Here is a 14642-nt window from a genome sequence, read left to right as displayed (position 1 = left end):
CAGCACGTTGCTTGAACTCGCGGGTATAGGTCTTACGCTCTTGCATGGAACCTCCTGAATGGGCGAATCATATCGCCCTTAAGAGGTGTCCGGGATCATTAGGCCAGTTCACTATGGTTTTTGCCATTAGTCCAACGCCCGCAACCGATACTGCGGCGGCAGTTGGGCGAACCCGCTGATGGTGGTGTCCAGGCTCTTCCAACGCCCGTCCTTGATGCCGTAGATGCAGCCATGCACCGACAGCTCCTGCCCACGGTGCCAGGCGTTCTGCACGATGCTGGTGTGGGCCACGTTGGCGACCTGCTGGATCACGTTCAGCTCACACAGGCGATCGACCTGCGCCTCTTCGGTTTCAAGGTTGGCCAGCTCACCGCGCTTTTCGTAGTACAAGTCGCGAATCGAACGCAGCCAGCCGTCGATCAACCCTAGCTGGCGGTCCTGCATGGCGGCGCGCACGCCGCCGCAGCCGTAGTGGCCGGTGACCAGGATGTGTTTGACCTTGAGCACTTCGACGGCGTACTGGATCACCGACAGGCAGTTAAGGTCAGTGTGCAGCACGACGTTGGCGACATTGCGGTGGACGAACAGGTCGCCGGGCAGCATGCCGACGATCTCGTTGGCCGGCACACGCGCATCGGAGCAGCCGATCCAGAGGAATTCCGGGGTTTGCTGACGGGCCAGTTTGGCGAAGAAATCGGGGTCACGCTGGGTGATGGCATCGGCCCAGCGCGCATTGTTGTCGATCAGTTCCTGCAGGTCGTGCATGGTCTTACCTCATCAGGTTGTACCTGTGTGACTGGACCTGCGCCTGAGGGGTCACTCCTCGAACAGGGTGCAGGCCATCACCAGGAAGCACTCACGCTTCTTCCAACCGTGCCTTAACGACCCCCTGGACAAAATAGCGTGCAGCGTCCGGGCTTTGGTCCATAAACGATAGATCGACAGGTCTCAATCGACGCCACCTATTTGCTTTCTATCTGACAGCTTCATGACCGGATCGCAGGGCGTGAATGAACCTACATGGTTAGACCTGCCTTGCAGCATCTAGAATCTGTAAAGATTATCGCTTAGCTGATCTGCGAATCCAACTAACAATTCCACTCACACCGTTATAAACGTATTCCCTCACCTCGATAACTCTCACTGTCCTTCCATATTTATTGTATAACGCTTCTCTCGCTTCATCCGCTGCCTTAGAATCGAGCATATCTAAATAATCTAGCGCGATAGTTCTATTGTCTGGAACATTACTATCATTAGAAAACAACTCGAGTTGAGAATGCTCAATTCGAGCTGTCATTCTGGCTTTAACCTGCCTCCTGTTGACATCAGCCTGCGGTTTTTGAATGAGACCTCCTTCTTGCTTCACGCGCTTTGCCCCCCCAGCCTCTACGGTTGACGCAGCACGCTTACGCGAAGCATGAATCCCCTCAGAGCGAGGGCTAATCGTTGTAGTAATCCTTGGGAAATTCTGTACCTGACTCTTTCCAAATAAACCATCTGAATAATAACTCGGCCCGGTGCGCGCACTGGGTGCAATGGGTGCAATGGGTGCAATGGGTGCACTGAGTTCTGTACCCGGTGTCAACCAATTAAAGACACTTGATGAGCCCACATAGTAGATCATGTGACCACTAGGGTCCGTACGATTCACTGGGTCACCCCCGCAGTAAACATACGCATTCACGCCTCCTCTACCAAACGGACTGAATTCATCAGGCGAGTTGAAGCGATTGGTAACAACGTCAAAAAAACGATAACCGTTTCCAAGAAAGTAACCGATTGGTAACAATGACTGCATCTGGCCTGCGAAGCCAATCAGCGACTCCATACCCCTCTGGAAGCCATAAGGTGAATAGGCTACCGATTTAGACCGTGTACCGGACTCACCTATCACAGAGCCCATGCCATCCGAAGCGAGCATCATCGTTTGCTGAAGACCATTGGCAACCTTTCGCTCGACAAGCCGCATACCCGCAGCCTGGATCAACGAACTGCAACGGCCTTCCTGCCAAACAGTGCGTACTGCATCCCCTTCATAAAAAAACCAAGCACCCGTGAAAGTCTTCATGGTCGTAATACTCAGAATTCCCATCCCAATGATTCAGAACGCGAAGCCCTTTGTATACTGGTAAAAATGCCAGGAGCGTTTCTGGGGTAACTCGGAAGCCGAGCGCAGCAACGGGTGAATCGGCACCACGCCATAGTATGCGCTAGAGGGCTGGCAGCCAGCGCATCAGCGAATGGACCGCACCTTCACTCTTCGAACAACGTACAAGCCATCACCAGCGCATCCTCGCGCCCGCCCGCCATAGGGTAGTAATCCCGCCGGCGGCCGATCTCGTTGAAGCCATAGCGCTCATACAACCGATAGGCCGACTGGTTGCTGGCGCGCACCTCCAGGAAGCACTCACGACCATTGAGCTGGTAAGCTCGCGCCATCAGGTGCTCGAGCAGACGCAGGCCCAGGCCACACCCCTGGTTCTCGGGTTTGACGGTGATGTTGAGCAGGTGCGCCTCGTCGATGATCACGTTGATCACGCCGTGGCCGACCTGCTGCTGGCCATCGAACATCAGCCACACTTCGTAGGACTTGAGCGCATCCTGAAAGATTCCGCGGGTCCAGGGATGACTGAACGCTGCATATTCGATCTTAAGCACGGCATCCAGATCCGCCTCGGTCATCGGGCGGAAACTGATCGATTCACTCATTCAACGCTCTTCCAGCGCGCCATCAGCTGGCGCATGGCTTTCCAGACGTCCGCCTTGCGCTGCGGCTCGTCCATCAACAGTTCAAGGCCCGGCAAGGCCCAGGCGTCGCCCAGGCCATCGAGCTTCAGTACTTGGTAGTAAGTGTGCGCATCGGCATTGCCGGCGAAGCGTAGCGCGGGCAGGCCGATCAGCCACAAGCAGTTGCACGGAGCTTCTTCCAGGCGCGCCTGGATGAACCCCTGGACAAAATCGCGTGCTGCGTCCGGGCCCTGGTCCATGTTACCGCGCACCAGCAACGGCCAGCGGACCGGCTCGCCGATGATCTGCGGGGCGTCGGGCAGGCCGGCGGCGCGCAGCATGTCCTTGAGCAACAGGTAGGACGGGTCGCGGCTCTGGAAGGGCTGGCCGGTGGCCAGTTCCACCAACAGCAGGCAACTGCCGGCACGCAGCAACTGCAGAGAGAAACGTGGCGGCGGCACCGGGGCCGGGCGCGGTGCGGGCGCTTCTGGCTCAGCTTCGGCTGGCTTGGCGGCGGGCTTTGCGGTGCTGCCAGGGCGCGGAATTTCGATTTTCGGGCGTTCGCCAGAGCGTGCCTGAGGGGCGGCTGGCGCCGGCTGGTTAGCCGCCGGTGCAGGCCTGACCTCGAAGTCGATGTCTTCGACCGGCGCCACCGGCAATAGCAGTTCGGGCCGCGACGGTGCGGCGAACGGCAGTTCGGCGCGCGGCAGCCAGTGCACCACTTGCATGGCGGAGAGGTAGGCGCGGCGACGGGGTTCGGTCAGCACGGGGCGGGTATCCGGAGGGTTGAAACAATCGGGCATTCTAACGCGTACGCCTTGGGTTTTGCAGTGTTGTTCAGACCGAGCGCCGCCCGCGCGGCGCTCGATCTCACAGGCGCCAAAGCGCTCCCGCCATACCCCTAAAAAACCAAGGGACATCTCTCATTACAGACCAAGGGGTGAAATCCTCCCCCCTGGATGCAGTACAATCGCCCCCTTTTTCTTGGCAACGAGTCGAAGCCAATGATCGAACCCAAGCGCGTCCTGCGCGCCCTAGCCGAACACTGGGCCCTGATCGAGCCACTGTGCGAACGTTTCGACCAGGGCACCCTGAGCCTGGTTGAACTGCGCCAGCATGTGGCCCGCCAGCAGGTCGAAAGCACCCCGCAGGACATCACCCAGCTGCTCGACGTGTGGATCCGCCTGGATATCCTGGTCCCGGTGGCCAAGAGCCCGAACCGCTTCGAGCTCAACGCCCAGATCCACGACTTCCTCGCCTACCTGCGCCGCGAACACCGCTTGGGCCTGTGCCTGGAAATCGAAGCCTACCTGCGCCACCTGGAGCGCCTCGCCGGGCATATCCAAGACGCCTTCGACAACCGCGACAGCGACGACCTGGCGCGCCAGCTGCGCCTGCTCGACATGCGCGTGCGCGATGTGCTCAAAAAGCTCGACAACGACGAGCAGGCACTGGTGGCCGTGGCCGAACGGGCCAAGACCAGCAACCGGCAGATCCCGCTGCGCCAGCGCTACGCCGAAGTCCTCGCAACCTGGGACGAATACGTCGAGCCGATGATCCAGCTGGTCAACGCCGACGGCGCCTTCGAACAAGGCGTGCGCAAGGTCGAGACCGTGCTGCTGCGCCTGCTGGGCGAACAGGCCCGCCTCGGCCACCTGGTCGACGACGACATGCTGCTGCGCACCCACGCGCGCATTCTGGAAATGCAAACCAGCGCCCAGCTGACCCTGCGCCACGCCCGTGAACTGCTGCTGCCCCTGCGCGAAGAAGCGCGCCGGCACAACGCCGTGACCCGTGGCGCTGCGTTGGCCCTGTCGGTGATCCGCCGCAAGGGCATCGATGCCGTGCCGCAAGCGGCCATGCCGATGTTCACCCGGCCGCAGAGCACCTTCCTCGGCAGTGCCAGCCAAGTCGAGGCTTATGTTTACGCCCTGGCCCGTTTCGAGCCCAAGCCTGCGCGCTTCCCCAAGGCGCACAAGACCGACAAGGACCCGCTGCCGCGCGCGCCACGTACGGTCAAGGAAATGCTCGAACGCTGCGAGCAGGCCCTGCCGCTGCCCGACCTGATGGTCTGGCTGCTTGACCAGGAGCCCGAAGGCGCCACCGACGAACTGCTGTACTGGTTCTCGCGCCTGTCCCGAGAAAAGCGCTTCAAGCGCGAGCGCCTTGAGCGCCGCGACTACACCACCCACGAACACCTGGTCAGCCTGCGCTCGTTCGCCCTGACGTCCAGCCGTGAAGACGTCGCCCGAACGACTGCCGAATCCAACGCGAGCCCAGCCAATGCATCTTGATCTTTCCGAACTGTCCCAGCTCGCGCCGATCTTCCGCGAGCTGTTCAAAGGTTTTCACGTCAGCCGCCGTGACCCGGAGCTGTACGCTCAGCTGTCGAACTTCCAGGACCAGTACCGCACCCTGTTCAAGGCCCTGGGCTTCGAGCTGGTGTGCGACACCCGTGGCTTCTATTACTTCGTGCCCGAGCTTGCCGCCGCGCAGGTCAACAAGACCGCCCAGCGCCTGTCGTTGTTCACCTTCATCCTGGTCGAGCACCTGGCCGACCAGGGCCGCGACCCGATGGCCGTGCTCGACGGCGGCAGCATCGGCCGCGACGAACTGCCCTCGCTGCTGGACAAGTACCGCGACCTGTTCCTGCAGGCCGAGGTGCAAACCGTCGACGAACTCGAAGAGAAGATCCTCCGGCGCATGACCCAGCTCGGCTTCGCCCATGAGGAAGGCGGCATCTACCGCTTCCTGCCGCCGATGCACCGCTTCCTCGATGTGTGCCTGTCGGTCCAGCAGGACCGCGACCTGGCGGCCACCCTGCACAGCGACCTGCCCTTGCCGACCCCGGTACTGGTCGAGGAAGAAAGCCCGGAACAACTCAACCGTACCGACGACCCACTCGACCTGTCGCCGTTCGAAGGCGACGAGCGCGAAGAGGACGCCCTGGCCCGGGCCATCCGCGAAGAGCAACAGGAGATTGACGCATGAGCCAGGAACGCTACGGCATCCGCCGCTTTGCATTGCTCAACACCGCCGGTTACAGCCTCGGCCTGTTCCCGCTGGAACACCCGCTGTCGGTGTACGGCGCCAACAACCTGGGTAAATCGGCGTCGATCAACGCCCTGCAGTTCCCGATTTTGGCGCGCATGTCTGACATGAGCTTCGGCAAGTACAGCCTGGAGCAGTCGCGTCGTTTCTACTTCGCCAGCGATACCTCGTACATTCTCTGCGAACTGAACCTGCCCCACGGCCCGCACGTGATCGGTGTGGTCGGCCGCGGCCCGGGTGGCGGTTTCGGCCACCAGTTCTTCGCCTACAAAGGCGAGCTGGACCTGGCCCACTACCAGAAGAACGACACCTGCCTGCGCCAGAAGGAGCTGTTCACCAACCTGGAGCGCCTAGGCCTGAAGGCCTACGAGCTCAAGCCCGATGAACTGCGCCGGCTGCTGGTCGGCGGCCACACCTCGGTGCCGCTGGACCTGACCATGATCCCGCTGCGCTCGACCAGCGAGCAAAGCCTGAAAACCTTCCGCGCGCTGTTCATCAACCTGCTGCACATGCGCGAAATCACCGCCGCCAAGCTCAAGCAGCTGTTCCTCGATGCCTTCGAGCACAGCCTGCGCTCGGGCAGCGTCGACTACATCGCAGCCTGTGAAGAAGCCTTCCGCGACGTGCGCCGCATGGAGCAGGACTACAACGCCCTGGTCGCCGCCGGCCCACTGGTTGAAGCCCTGGCGGGTGGCGTGGCCCAACGCGACATCCTGCGCGGCAAGCTGCACCGCCTTTCGCCGCTGCTCGACAACCTGCTGGGCACCTGGCAGGAATACGCCATGGCGCGCAAGGAAGAGCTGGTCATCCAGTCCGAACACTACCGCGGCGAACAGGACCGGTTGCAGAACGACCAACGTGGCGGTACCCAGGAGCTGATGCGCCTGGAACGTGAAATCACCGGCATCCAGCGCTGGCTTGGCGAGCTGTCAGTGCTCAAGCACCGCTTCGCCCTGGTCGATGACGTCAAGGTGCTGGAGCAGCAGTTGCTGGCCGCCAAAGACGCCCACGACGAACTGGCCGGCGCGCTGGCCCAGTCGCGGCAGTTCTCGGCCGAAGACCTGGACGAGCGCGTACGCGACCTGGAAAAACGCCTCAAGCAGGTCCGCCAGCAGCTCGACCACGCCGACAACAACAGCTACGCCCGCCTACGCGAAGAATTCTCGCAGCAGGATGTCGACCGCCTGATGCGCCTGTTCAACGGCGCCCTGTTCAGCCTGCCGCTGGGCGAGCGTGGCATCGAACTGGACGACAGCGACCTGTGGGTAAAGTCGCTGGAAGCGGTGCTCGATGGGTTCAAGGGCGAGCGTTTCGAAGCGCCCGGCCTGTCCATCGACCTGTCTCACATCGACCCACCGGCCCTGCAGGCCCTGGCCGACCGCGCCGCCCTTCGCGACCAAAAAGAGCGCCTGGAAAAAGAACTCAAGCAGCTCAAGACCCAGCAGGCCGTAGCCGCCGACCGCTCCGCCTCCAAGGCGCAGACCGAAACCCTGTACCAAGCGGTACTGGACGCGCAAAAAGCCTTGGAAGACTTCCGCCGCAGCGAAACCCTGGCCGCCGAAGAGCCCGAGAAACTGGAGCAGCTGTCGCAACTGGAAGCCGCCCAGGACGAGCTCAAGCGCTCCAGCGACGCCTTCACCGAACGCGTCCAGCAACTGTCGGCCAAGCTGCAACTGGTCGGCCGGCAGATCGGCGACCTCGAGTCCAAGCAACGCACCCTGGAAGACGCCCTGCGTCGCCGCCAGCTGTTGCCGGCCGACCTGCCCTACGGCACGCCGTTCATGGAAGCGATCGACGACTCGATGGACAACCTGCTGCCGATGCTCAATGACTACCAAGACAGCTGGCAGAGCCTGCAGCGGGTGGATAACCAGATCGAGGCGCTGTACGCCCAGGTGCGCCTCAAGGGCGTGGCCAAGTTCGACAGCGAAGACGACATGGAGCGCCGCCTGCAACTGCTGGTCAACGCCTATGCGCACCGCACCGACGAGGCCCTGACCCTGGCCAAGGCACGCCGCGCGGCCGTCACCGACATCGCCCGGACCCTGCGCAACATCCGCAGCGACTACGACAGCCTCGAGCACCAGTTGGCCCTGTTCAACCGCGAGATCAACAAGCGCCAGGTGTCCAACTTGGAGAGCTTCCGCGTGGTGCTGGCGCCGAACAAAGAGGCGCTCAAGCACATCGACCAGATCATCCACAGCGCCGGCCAGTACGAGGAAGGCGAGACCCTGTCGGTGTTCGACCTGACCCAAAGCTCGGACCAGGACCACAAGAACGAAGAAGCCAAGGAGTACCTGGCACGGCTGGTGGCGGCCAACCACAACCAGTTGGGCCTCAAGGACCTGTTCGAACTGGCGTTCGAGATCACCAAGGTCAATGGCCAGCCGGTGATCCACGCCGACATCGACGGCGCCGCGTCCAACGGCACCACCATGACCATCAAGGCGCTGACCAACATGTACTTGTTGCTGCACCTGATGGACCGCGACCTGGCCGGGCGCATTCGCTTGCCGTACTACCTCGACGAGGCGGCAGACATCGACGAACGCAACCAGGCGGCACTGCTGGAGACCAGCTTGCAGCTGGGCTTCGTGCCGATTCTGGCGAGCGTGAAGCCGCAGGTGTCGGCCAAGGTGGCGATCGACCTGGAAGGTGGCAGCGGGCCGAATGGCATCTACATCGACGAGGCGGACTGGAAGTTCATCAGCCGGCTGGATGAGGTGAAGGTGGACGTGCGCGAGGATCAGGCTGAGGCGTTGGCCTGATAGTGGAATACAGGGGCCGCTTTGCGGCCCATTCGCGGGGCAAGCCCGCTCCCACAGGTCTTGCGCAGCCCACAGAGGCAGCGGGGTCTCTGTAGGAGCAGCCTTGTGCTGCGAATGGAGGCCAAAGGCCTCCCAACATCTACCGGCCTATCAATGAGCCCAAGGCAAGATCGGAATCGCCGTCACCGCATTCTGCGGGCTGCCTTCGATCATGCGGTCGCTGTACACCAGGTACACCAGGGTATTGCGCTTCTTGTCGAGAAAGCGCACCACCTGCATGGTCTTGAACACCAACGAGGTGCGTTCCTTGAACACTTCCTCGCCATCTTTCAACTCACCCTTGAAGTTGATCGGCCCCACCTGACGGCAGGCAATCGACGCCTCTGCCCGATCCTCGGCCAAGCCCAAGCCACCCTTCACGCCGCCGGTCTTAGCCCGCGAAAGGTAACAGGTCACACCCTCGACCTTGGGGTCATCGAATGCCTCGACCACGATGCGGTCGTTCGGCCCGACGAACTTGAACACGGTCGACACCTGGCCGACCTCTTCGGCACCGGCCAGCATCGGCAACGCCAACGCTGCCACGGCGATCATCCTTTTCAACATGCCCACGCCCTCAAACCAGAACCAGGTTGTCACGGTGCACCAGCTCGGGCTCCGCGCTGTAGCCCAGGATGCTTTCGATGGCATCGGACGGCTGGCCAATGATTTTTTGCGCCTCAAGGGCGCTGTAGTTGGCCAAACCGCGGGCCACTTCCAGGCCATCAGGGCCGACGCACACCACCATCTCGCCACGACGGAAACTGCCCTGTACGGTCTTCACGCCCACCGGCAACAGGCTCTTGTTGGCCTGGCGCAGCGCCTGCACGGCACCGGCGTCCAGCACCAGCGTGCCGCGGGTTTGCAGGTGCCCGGCCAGCCACTGCTTGCGCGCTGCAAGCATGCCGCGCTCAGGCGACAGCAAGGTCCCTAGGCGCTCGCCCGTCTTGAGGCGGTCGAGCACGCGCTCGATACGGCCACCGATGATGATGGTGTGGGCACCGGAACGTGCCGCCAGGCGCGCCGCGCGCAGCTTGGTCTGCATGCCGCCACGGCCCAGGGCGCCGCCGGTGCCACCGGCCACGGCGTCGAGCGACGGGTCGTCGGCGCGAGCTTCGTAGATCAGCTGGGCTTCGGGGTTGTTGCGCGGGTCGGCGTCGAACATGCCGTCGCGGTCGGTGAGAATCACCAGCAGGTCGGCTTCCACCAGGTTGGCCACCAGCGCGGCCAAGGTGTCGTTGTCGCCGAAGCGGATCTCGTCGGTAACCACGGTGTCGTTCTCGTTGATCACCGGCACCACGCCCAAGTCGACCAGCGTGCGCAGGGTGCTGCGGGCGTTGAGGTAACGCTTGCGGTCGGACAGGTCGTCATGGGTCAGCAGAATTTGCGCGGTGTGCTTGCCGTGCTCGCCGAAGCTCGACTCCCAGGCCTGCACCAGGCGCATCTGGCCGATCGACGCGGCCGCCTGCAGCTCGTTCATCGCGCTCGGTCGCGAGGTCCAGCCCAACTGGCTCATGCCAGCTGCCACGGCCCCCGAAGAGACCAGCACCAACTCCACGCCTGCTTCACGCAGCGCGACCATCTGCTCGACCCAAACGGCCATTGCGCCGCGATCGAGGCCCTTGCCATCGGCGGTCAACAGAGCACTGCCAATCTTCACGACCCAGCGCTTGGCGCCCGTCACCTTGCTTCGCATCTTCTTCCAACCTATGTCGAATCTGTAGAGACCGTAGATACAAAAACGCCGCTCCAGAGAGCGGCGTTTAGTGTACTGCAACCGGTCAGTCGCGGACGTAAATGATTTCTGGGCCGTCTTCGTCGTCCTCGAAATCATCATCCCAACCGTCATCGTCGCCGATGTCGTGGACGCTCTTGACGCCAGTGCGACGCAGGGTGCGGGCGTCGTCCAGGGCCTGCAGCTGAGCACGGGCTTCGTCTTCGATGCGCTGATCGAGGTCGGCCAGCTCTTCGGCGTAGGCCGGGTCGTTGGCCAGGCGATCGGCGCGGTCTTCGAGGTAGCGCATCAGGTCGTGGCTGAGCTTGTCGGTGCCCTGCTTGGAGATGGCCGAGATCACGTAGACCGGGCCTTCCCACTGCAGACGCTCGACCACTTCCTTGACCCGCTCGTCGCGCTCGTCTTCCATGACCATGTCGGCCTTGTTCAGCACCAGCCAGCGCTCACGCTCGGCCAGCGACGGGCTGAAGCGGGTCAGCTCGTTGACGATCACTTCGGCGGCATCGGCCGGGCTGCTTTCGTCCAGCGGCGCCATGTCGACCAGGTGCAGCAGCACACGGGTACGTGCCAAGTGCTTGAGGAAGCGGATACCCAGGCCGGCACCGTCGGAAGCGCCTTCGATCAGGCCGGGGATGTCGGCGATGACGAAGCTCTTCCAGCGGTCGACGCTGACCACACCCAGGTTCGGCACCAGGGTAGTGAACGGGTAGTCGGCGACTTTCGGCTTGGCGGCCGACACCGAACGGATGAAGGTGCTCTTGCCAGCGTTCGGCAGGCCGAGCAGGCCGACGTCGGCCAGTACCTTCATTTCCATTTTCAGGTCGCGCTGATCACCTGGCTTGCCTGGGGTGGTCTGGCGCGGCGCACGGTTGGTGCTGGACTTGAAACGGGTGTTGCCCAGGCCGTGCCAGCCGCCTTGGGCGACCATCAGTTTCTGGCCAGGGGTGATCAGGTCACCGATCACTTCCTGGGTGGTGGCGTCGATCACCGTGGTGCCGACCGGCACGCGCAGGAACAGGTCTTCACCCTTCTTGCCGGTGCAGTCGGTGCTGCCACCGTTGGCGCCACGCTGGGCCTCGTGGTGACGGGTGTAGCGGTAGTCGACCAGGGTGTTGAGGTTTTCGTCGGCGACCATGTAGACCGAACCGCCGTCACCGCCGTCACCCCCGTTAGGGCCACCGTTTTCGATGAATTTTTCACGACGGAAGCTCATGCAACCGTTACCGCCGTCACCGGCTTTGACTCGAATCGATACTTCGTCAACAAACTTCATTAAAACCGCCTCTCGTCGGCAGACGAGCTGAATACTTAAAAAACCTGAGGCTCTTGCAAAAATGAGCGCGGCGGCCCCGTACGACCGTAGAAACCCACGCCGGCAGCCCATACAAACAGCTTTGCAAGAGGCTCACCACAAACGAAAAAGCCCCGTCGCATGACGGGGCTTCTGGAGCGACGTCGCGATTAAGCGGCGACGATGCTCACGTAACGGCGGTTGAACTCGCCTTTCTTCTCGAACTTGATCACGCCTTCGATCTTGGCGAACAGGGTGTGATCCTTGCCCATGCCAACGCCGTAACCGGCGTGGAACTGGGTGCCACGCTGACGGACGATGATGTTGCCGGCCTTGACGACCTGGCTGCCATACATCTTCACGCCAAGGCGTTTCGATTCTGAGTCGCGACCGTTACGGGTACTACCACCAGCCTTCTTGTGAGCCATGGTTCAATTCTCCAAATAAATTCAGGGGATCTAGGGGATTAAGCCTGGATGCCGGTGATTTTGATCTCGGTGAACCACTGGCGGTGGCCCATACGCTTCATGTGGTGCTTACGGCGACGGAACTTGATGATGCGGACTTTATCGTGACGGCCTTGCGAAACGACTTCTGCAACAACTTTAGCGCCAGCGACGACTGGTGCGCCGATGGTGACTTCTTCACCGTTGGCAACCAGCAGAACGCGATCGAAAGTCACGGATTCGCCAGTGGCGACTTCCAGTTTTTCGATCTTGAGGAATTCACCTTCAGCGACTTTGTACTGCTTGCCGCCGGTAACGATTACTGCGTAAGACATGGTATTTCTCCGATAATCCTGCTCACCCAGCGCTTTATATATTGAGTATTGGCTGGCATGGCTGCATGGGGCTGGAACGGCCCGGTGCAATTGCGTAAGGCAGGTGCTGCCCAGGAAGTTAGGGTGCGCGATTGTACGCAACCCCGGTTTTGCTTGCAAGTACCGCCCCGGTGGCGCTGGCACCGCGCCTTGACACACCGGGACCCGCGACCTAGCATGCCGCGCAACGTCAATGGAGCAGCCGATGCAACCCCAAACCTTCTACCGCGCGGTGGCTGATGATTTCAGCGCCGTCGACGAGATCATCAAGAAGCAGCTGACCTCGCGCGTGCCGCTGGTATCGAAGATCGGCGACTATATCACGTCGGCCGGTGGCAAGCGCCTGCGTCCCCTGCTGGTCCTGCTCTGCGGCAAGGCCCTGGGCCGCGAAGGCGACGACCTGCGCCTGCTGGCAGCGACCATCGAATTCCTGCACACCGCTACCCTGCTGCACGACGACGTCGTCGACATGTCGGGCATGCGCCGTGGCCGTTCCACCGCCAATGCGCTGTGGGGCAACGCGCCAAGCGTGCTGGTAGGTGACTTCCTTTATTCGCGCTCGTTCGAAATGATGGTCGAACTGGGTTCGATGCCGGTCATGCAGATCCTCTCCAAGGCCACCCGCGTCATCGCCGAGGGTGAAGTGCTGCAGCTGTCGCGTGTTCGCGATGCCAGCACCACGGAAGAGGTGTACATGGAGGTCATCCGCGGCAAGACCGCCATGCTGTTCGAAGCCTCGACCCACAGCGCCGCCGCGCTGGCCGGCGCCAGCGAAGCACAGCGCGAAGCCCTGCGCACCTTCGGTGACCACCTGGGCGTAGCCTTCCAGCTGGTCGACGACCTGCTGGACTACAAGGGCGATTCGCAGACCCTCGGCAAAAACGTCGGTGACGACCTGGCCGAAGGCAAGCCAACCCTGCCGCTGATCTACACCATGCGCGAAGGCACGCCTGAACAGGCTGCACTGGTGCGCAAGGCCATCCAGAAGGGCGGCCTGGAAGACCTCGAGCAGATCCGCGTAGCGGTCGAAGCCTCGGGCGCGCTGGACTACACCGCGCAGATGGCACGCGACTACGTGGCCAAGGCCATCGAGTGCCTGGAAGTGCTGCCGGCCAGCGAGTATCGCGATGCATTGATCGAGCTGAGCGAGTTTGCGGTAGCGCGTACGCACTAAGACAGCGTCGCCCTCTTCGCGGGACAAGCCCGCTCCCACAGGTACACCACTGCCCTTGAGCTGGGTGGAGAACCTGTGGGAGCGGGCTTGTCCCGCGAATGCTTTTGTACGGACAAAAACACTTTGCGGTTAAAACCTTATACAATATGGGCCTTTAACCGCCTGTCTGTTTAAGGAACCGAAGTGAGCACTCTGCCGCCCTGCCCCAAATGCAATTCCGAGTACACCTATGAGGATGGCAGCCAGCTGATCTGCCCCGAATGCGCCCACGAGTGGTCGGCCAACGGCGAAGCCGAAGCCGCCAGCGATGACGTGGTGAAGAAGGATTCGGTCGGCAACGTCCTGCAGGACGGCGATACCGTCACCGTGATCAAGGACCTCAAGGTCAAGGGCTCGTCCCTGGTGGTCAAGGTCGGCACCAAGGTCAAAAATATCCGCCTGTGCGACGGAGACCACGACATCGACTGCAAGATCGACGGCATCGGCGCCATGAAGCTGAAGTCCGAGTTCGTACGCAAGGTCTGACAACGCTGTGCGACGGGGCTGCCTTTCAGGCGGCCCTGACAGATCCTGCAACAGGGTCACTGCACCGTCCGGCAAAAATACGCCAATAGCCCCTTGCTATTTTGATAATAAGAATTATTCTCATTGGAATTGCTGTCCAAGGAGAATAGCCATGACTTATCTGATCGACGCCTGGCTCGAACGCCCTCACCCTTACCTGCGCATCCTGCATCGCGAGACTGGCGAAGTCTGCGCCGTGCTCGAAGAAGAAGCACTCGATGAACTGCGAGACCAGGGCGACCTGGACATGAACGGGCTGAATTCGAGTGAGCCTGGGGTGCTCAAGGAGCTGGTGCGGAATTTGTTTCTGTTCTGCTACGCGCGGGCGTTGCGCCCTGGGGGGACAGACTGGAATTGATGTTCTCAGGCCCGGCCTCTTCGCGGGGCAAGCCCGCTCCCACAAGACCTCTCTGCTCATCTTGAGTATCTCTGTGGGAGCGGGCTTGCCCCGCGAATGGGCCGCAAAGCGG

Annotated in this window: 15 protein-coding genes; 6 read left to right on the top strand and 9 right to left on the bottom strand. The window is 61.8% G+C overall.

What is annotated here, in order from left to right; all coding sequences use genetic code 11:
* Nucleotides 1-126: 126 nt before the first annotated feature.
* The 4 genes from can to HU750_RS25965 form a co-directional block, all read right to left on the bottom strand.
* On the bottom strand, nucleotides 127-765 hold the full coding sequence (gene can / locus HU750_RS25980; RefSeq protein ID WP_186683175.1) for a carbonate dehydratase: 639 nt from the start codon (nucleotides 763-765) through the stop codon (nucleotides 127-129).
* Nucleotides 766-1060: 295 nt separating this feature from the next.
* Nucleotides 1061-2071 carry an RHS repeat-associated core domain-containing protein gene (locus tag HU750_RS25975; RefSeq protein WP_238348948.1) on the bottom strand — a complete coding sequence of 337 codons (1011 nt, stop codon included), beginning with the start codon at nucleotides 2069-2071 and terminating at the stop codon, nucleotides 1061-1063.
* Nucleotides 2072-2256: 185 nt separating this feature from the next.
* Entirely contained in the window at nucleotides 2257-2712 is a 456-nt protein-coding gene (gene rimI / locus HU750_RS25970; protein ID WP_027594512.1) for a ribosomal protein S18-alanine N-acetyltransferase, read from the bottom strand.
* Nucleotides 2709-3497, bottom strand: a complete 789-nt coding sequence (locus HU750_RS25965; protein WP_186683171.1) for an energy transducer TonB — start codon at nucleotides 3495-3497, stop codon at nucleotides 2709-2711. Before HU750_RS25965 ends, rimI begins: the two co-directional genes overlap by 4 nt.
* 237 nt (nucleotides 3498-3734) lie before the next feature.
* Between HU750_RS25965 and mksB the strand changes: the two genes are divergently transcribed.
* The 3 genes from mksB to mksF are packed head-to-tail and all read left to right on the top strand — an operon-like array spanning nucleotide 3735 to nucleotide 8549.
* Nucleotides 3735-5024 carry an Mks condensin complex protein MksB gene (mksB, locus tag HU750_RS25960; RefSeq protein WP_027594514.1) on the top strand — a complete coding sequence of 430 codons (1290 nt, stop codon included), beginning with the start codon at nucleotides 3735-3737 and terminating at the stop codon, nucleotides 5022-5024.
* Entirely contained in the window at nucleotides 5014-5721 is a 708-nt protein-coding gene (mksE, locus tag HU750_RS25955) for an Mks condensin complex protein MksE (RefSeq protein WP_186683169.1), read from the top strand. The genes mksB and mksE overlap by 11 nt, the downstream gene beginning before the upstream one ends.
* Nucleotides 5718-8549, top strand: a complete 2832-nt coding sequence (gene mksF, locus HU750_RS25950) for an Mks condensin complex protein MksF (RefSeq protein ID WP_186683167.1) — start codon at nucleotides 5718-5720, stop codon at nucleotides 8547-8549. Before mksE ends, mksF begins: the two co-directional genes overlap by 4 nt.
* A 150-nt stretch (nucleotides 8550-8699) precedes the next feature.
* Here mksF and HU750_RS25945 read toward each other — a convergent pair whose 3' ends face one another.
* The 5 genes from HU750_RS25945 to rplU all read right to left on the bottom strand — a co-directional run bounded on the left by HU750_RS25945 (nucleotide 8700) and on the right by rplU (nucleotide 12395).
* A complete protein-coding gene (locus HU750_RS25945; protein WP_172960338.1) occupies nucleotides 8700-9155 on the bottom strand; it encodes a CreA family protein in 456 nt (151 codons plus the stop codon).
* Between the two features lie 10 nt (nucleotides 9156-9165).
* Nucleotides 9166-10284 (bottom strand): glutamate 5-kinase, encoded by a 1119-nt coding sequence (gene proB / locus HU750_RS25940; protein WP_027594518.1) that lies wholly within the window; start codon nucleotides 10282-10284, stop codon nucleotides 9166-9168.
* Between the two features lie 85 nt (nucleotides 10285-10369).
* Nucleotides 10370-11596, bottom strand: coding sequence for an Obg family GTPase CgtA (gene cgtA / locus HU750_RS25935; protein ID WP_027594519.1), 1227 nt, complete (start codon nucleotides 11594-11596; stop codon nucleotides 10370-10372).
* 188 nt (nucleotides 11597-11784) lie between these two features.
* Nucleotides 11785-12042, bottom strand: a complete 258-nt coding sequence (gene rpmA / locus HU750_RS25930) for a 50S ribosomal protein L27 (protein ID WP_008092023.1) — start codon at nucleotides 12040-12042, stop codon at nucleotides 11785-11787.
* A 38-nt stretch (nucleotides 12043-12080) separates the two neighbouring features.
* Nucleotides 12081-12395: a 50S ribosomal protein L21 gene (gene rplU, locus HU750_RS25925; RefSeq protein WP_003247466.1), complete on the bottom strand. Its 315-nt coding sequence runs from the start codon at nucleotides 12393-12395 to the stop codon at nucleotides 12081-12083.
* A 244-nt stretch (nucleotides 12396-12639) separates the two neighbouring features.
* Here rplU and HU750_RS25920 point away from each other — a divergent pair, with 244 nt between their 5' ends.
* From HU750_RS25920 to HU750_RS25910, 3 genes are all read left to right on the top strand, one after another.
* The gene (locus HU750_RS25920) at nucleotides 12640-13608 is read left to right on the top strand and encodes a polyprenyl synthetase family protein (RefSeq protein ID WP_027594520.1); all 969 of its coding nucleotides are present in this window, start codon (nucleotides 12640-12642) and stop codon (nucleotides 13606-13608) included.
* 183 nt (nucleotides 13609-13791) lie between these two features.
* Nucleotides 13792-14133, top strand: coding sequence for a zinc ribbon domain-containing protein YjdM (locus HU750_RS25915; RefSeq protein ID WP_027594521.1), 342 nt, complete (start codon nucleotides 13792-13794; stop codon nucleotides 14131-14133).
* A 151-nt stretch (nucleotides 14134-14284) separates the two neighbouring features.
* Nucleotides 14285-14530 (top strand): PA4570 family protein, encoded by a 246-nt coding sequence (locus HU750_RS25910; RefSeq protein ID WP_186683165.1) that lies wholly within the window; start codon nucleotides 14285-14287, stop codon nucleotides 14528-14530.
* Nucleotides 14531-14642: the final 112 nt, after the last annotated feature.

This window comes from Pseudomonas sp. SWRI50, from assembly GCF_014269095.1.
Classification (GTDB): Bacteria; Pseudomonadota; Gammaproteobacteria; order Pseudomonadales; family Pseudomonadaceae; genus Aquipseudomonas; species Aquipseudomonas kermanshahensis.
Note: the sequence above shows the minus strand (reverse complement) of the source record. Positions and strands in the feature narration are given on the sequence as shown.

Bases quoted from the DNA above. Each gene is read 5' to 3' on its own strand.
- rimI (WP_027594512.1), bottom strand. From the start codon at position 2,712: ATGAGTGAATCGATCAGTTTCCGCCCGATGACCGAGGCGGATCTGGAT.
- mksE (WP_186683169.1), top strand. From the start codon at position 5,014: ATGCATCTTGATCTTTCCGAACTGTCCCAGCTCGCGCCGATCTTCCGC.
- can (WP_186683175.1), bottom strand. From the start codon at position 765: ATGCACGACCTGCAGGAACTGATCGACAACAATGCGCGCTGGGCCGAT.
- proB (WP_027594518.1), bottom strand. From the start codon at position 10,284: ATGCGAAGCAAGGTGACGGGCGCCAAGCGCTGGGTCGTGAAGATTGGC.
- cgtA (WP_027594519.1), bottom strand. From the start codon at position 11,596: ATGAAGTTTGTTGACGAAGTATCGATTCGAGTCAAAGCCGGTGACGGC.
- rplU (WP_003247466.1), bottom strand. From the start codon at position 12,395: ATGTCTTACGCAGTAATCGTTACCGGCGGCAAGCAGTACAAAGTCGCT.
- HU750_RS25975 (WP_238348948.1), bottom strand. From the start codon at position 2,071: ATGAAGACTTTCACGGGTGCTTGGTTTTTTTATGAAGGGGATGCAGTA.
- HU750_RS25910 (WP_186683165.1), top strand. From the start codon at position 14,285: ATGACTTATCTGATCGACGCCTGGCTCGAACGCCCTCACCCTTACCTG.
- HU750_RS25945 (WP_172960338.1), bottom strand. From the start codon at position 9,155: ATGTTGAAAAGGATGATCGCCGTGGCAGCGTTGGCGTTGCCGATGCTG.
- mksB (WP_027594514.1), top strand. From the start codon at position 3,735: ATGATCGAACCCAAGCGCGTCCTGCGCGCCCTAGCCGAACACTGGGCC.
- mksF (WP_186683167.1), top strand. From the start codon at position 5,718: ATGAGCCAGGAACGCTACGGCATCCGCCGCTTTGCATTGCTCAACACC.
- HU750_RS25920 (WP_027594520.1), top strand. From the start codon at position 12,640: ATGCAACCCCAAACCTTCTACCGCGCGGTGGCTGATGATTTCAGCGCC.
- rpmA (WP_008092023.1), bottom strand. From the start codon at position 12,042: ATGGCTCACAAGAAGGCTGGTGGTAGTACCCGTAACGGTCGCGACTCA.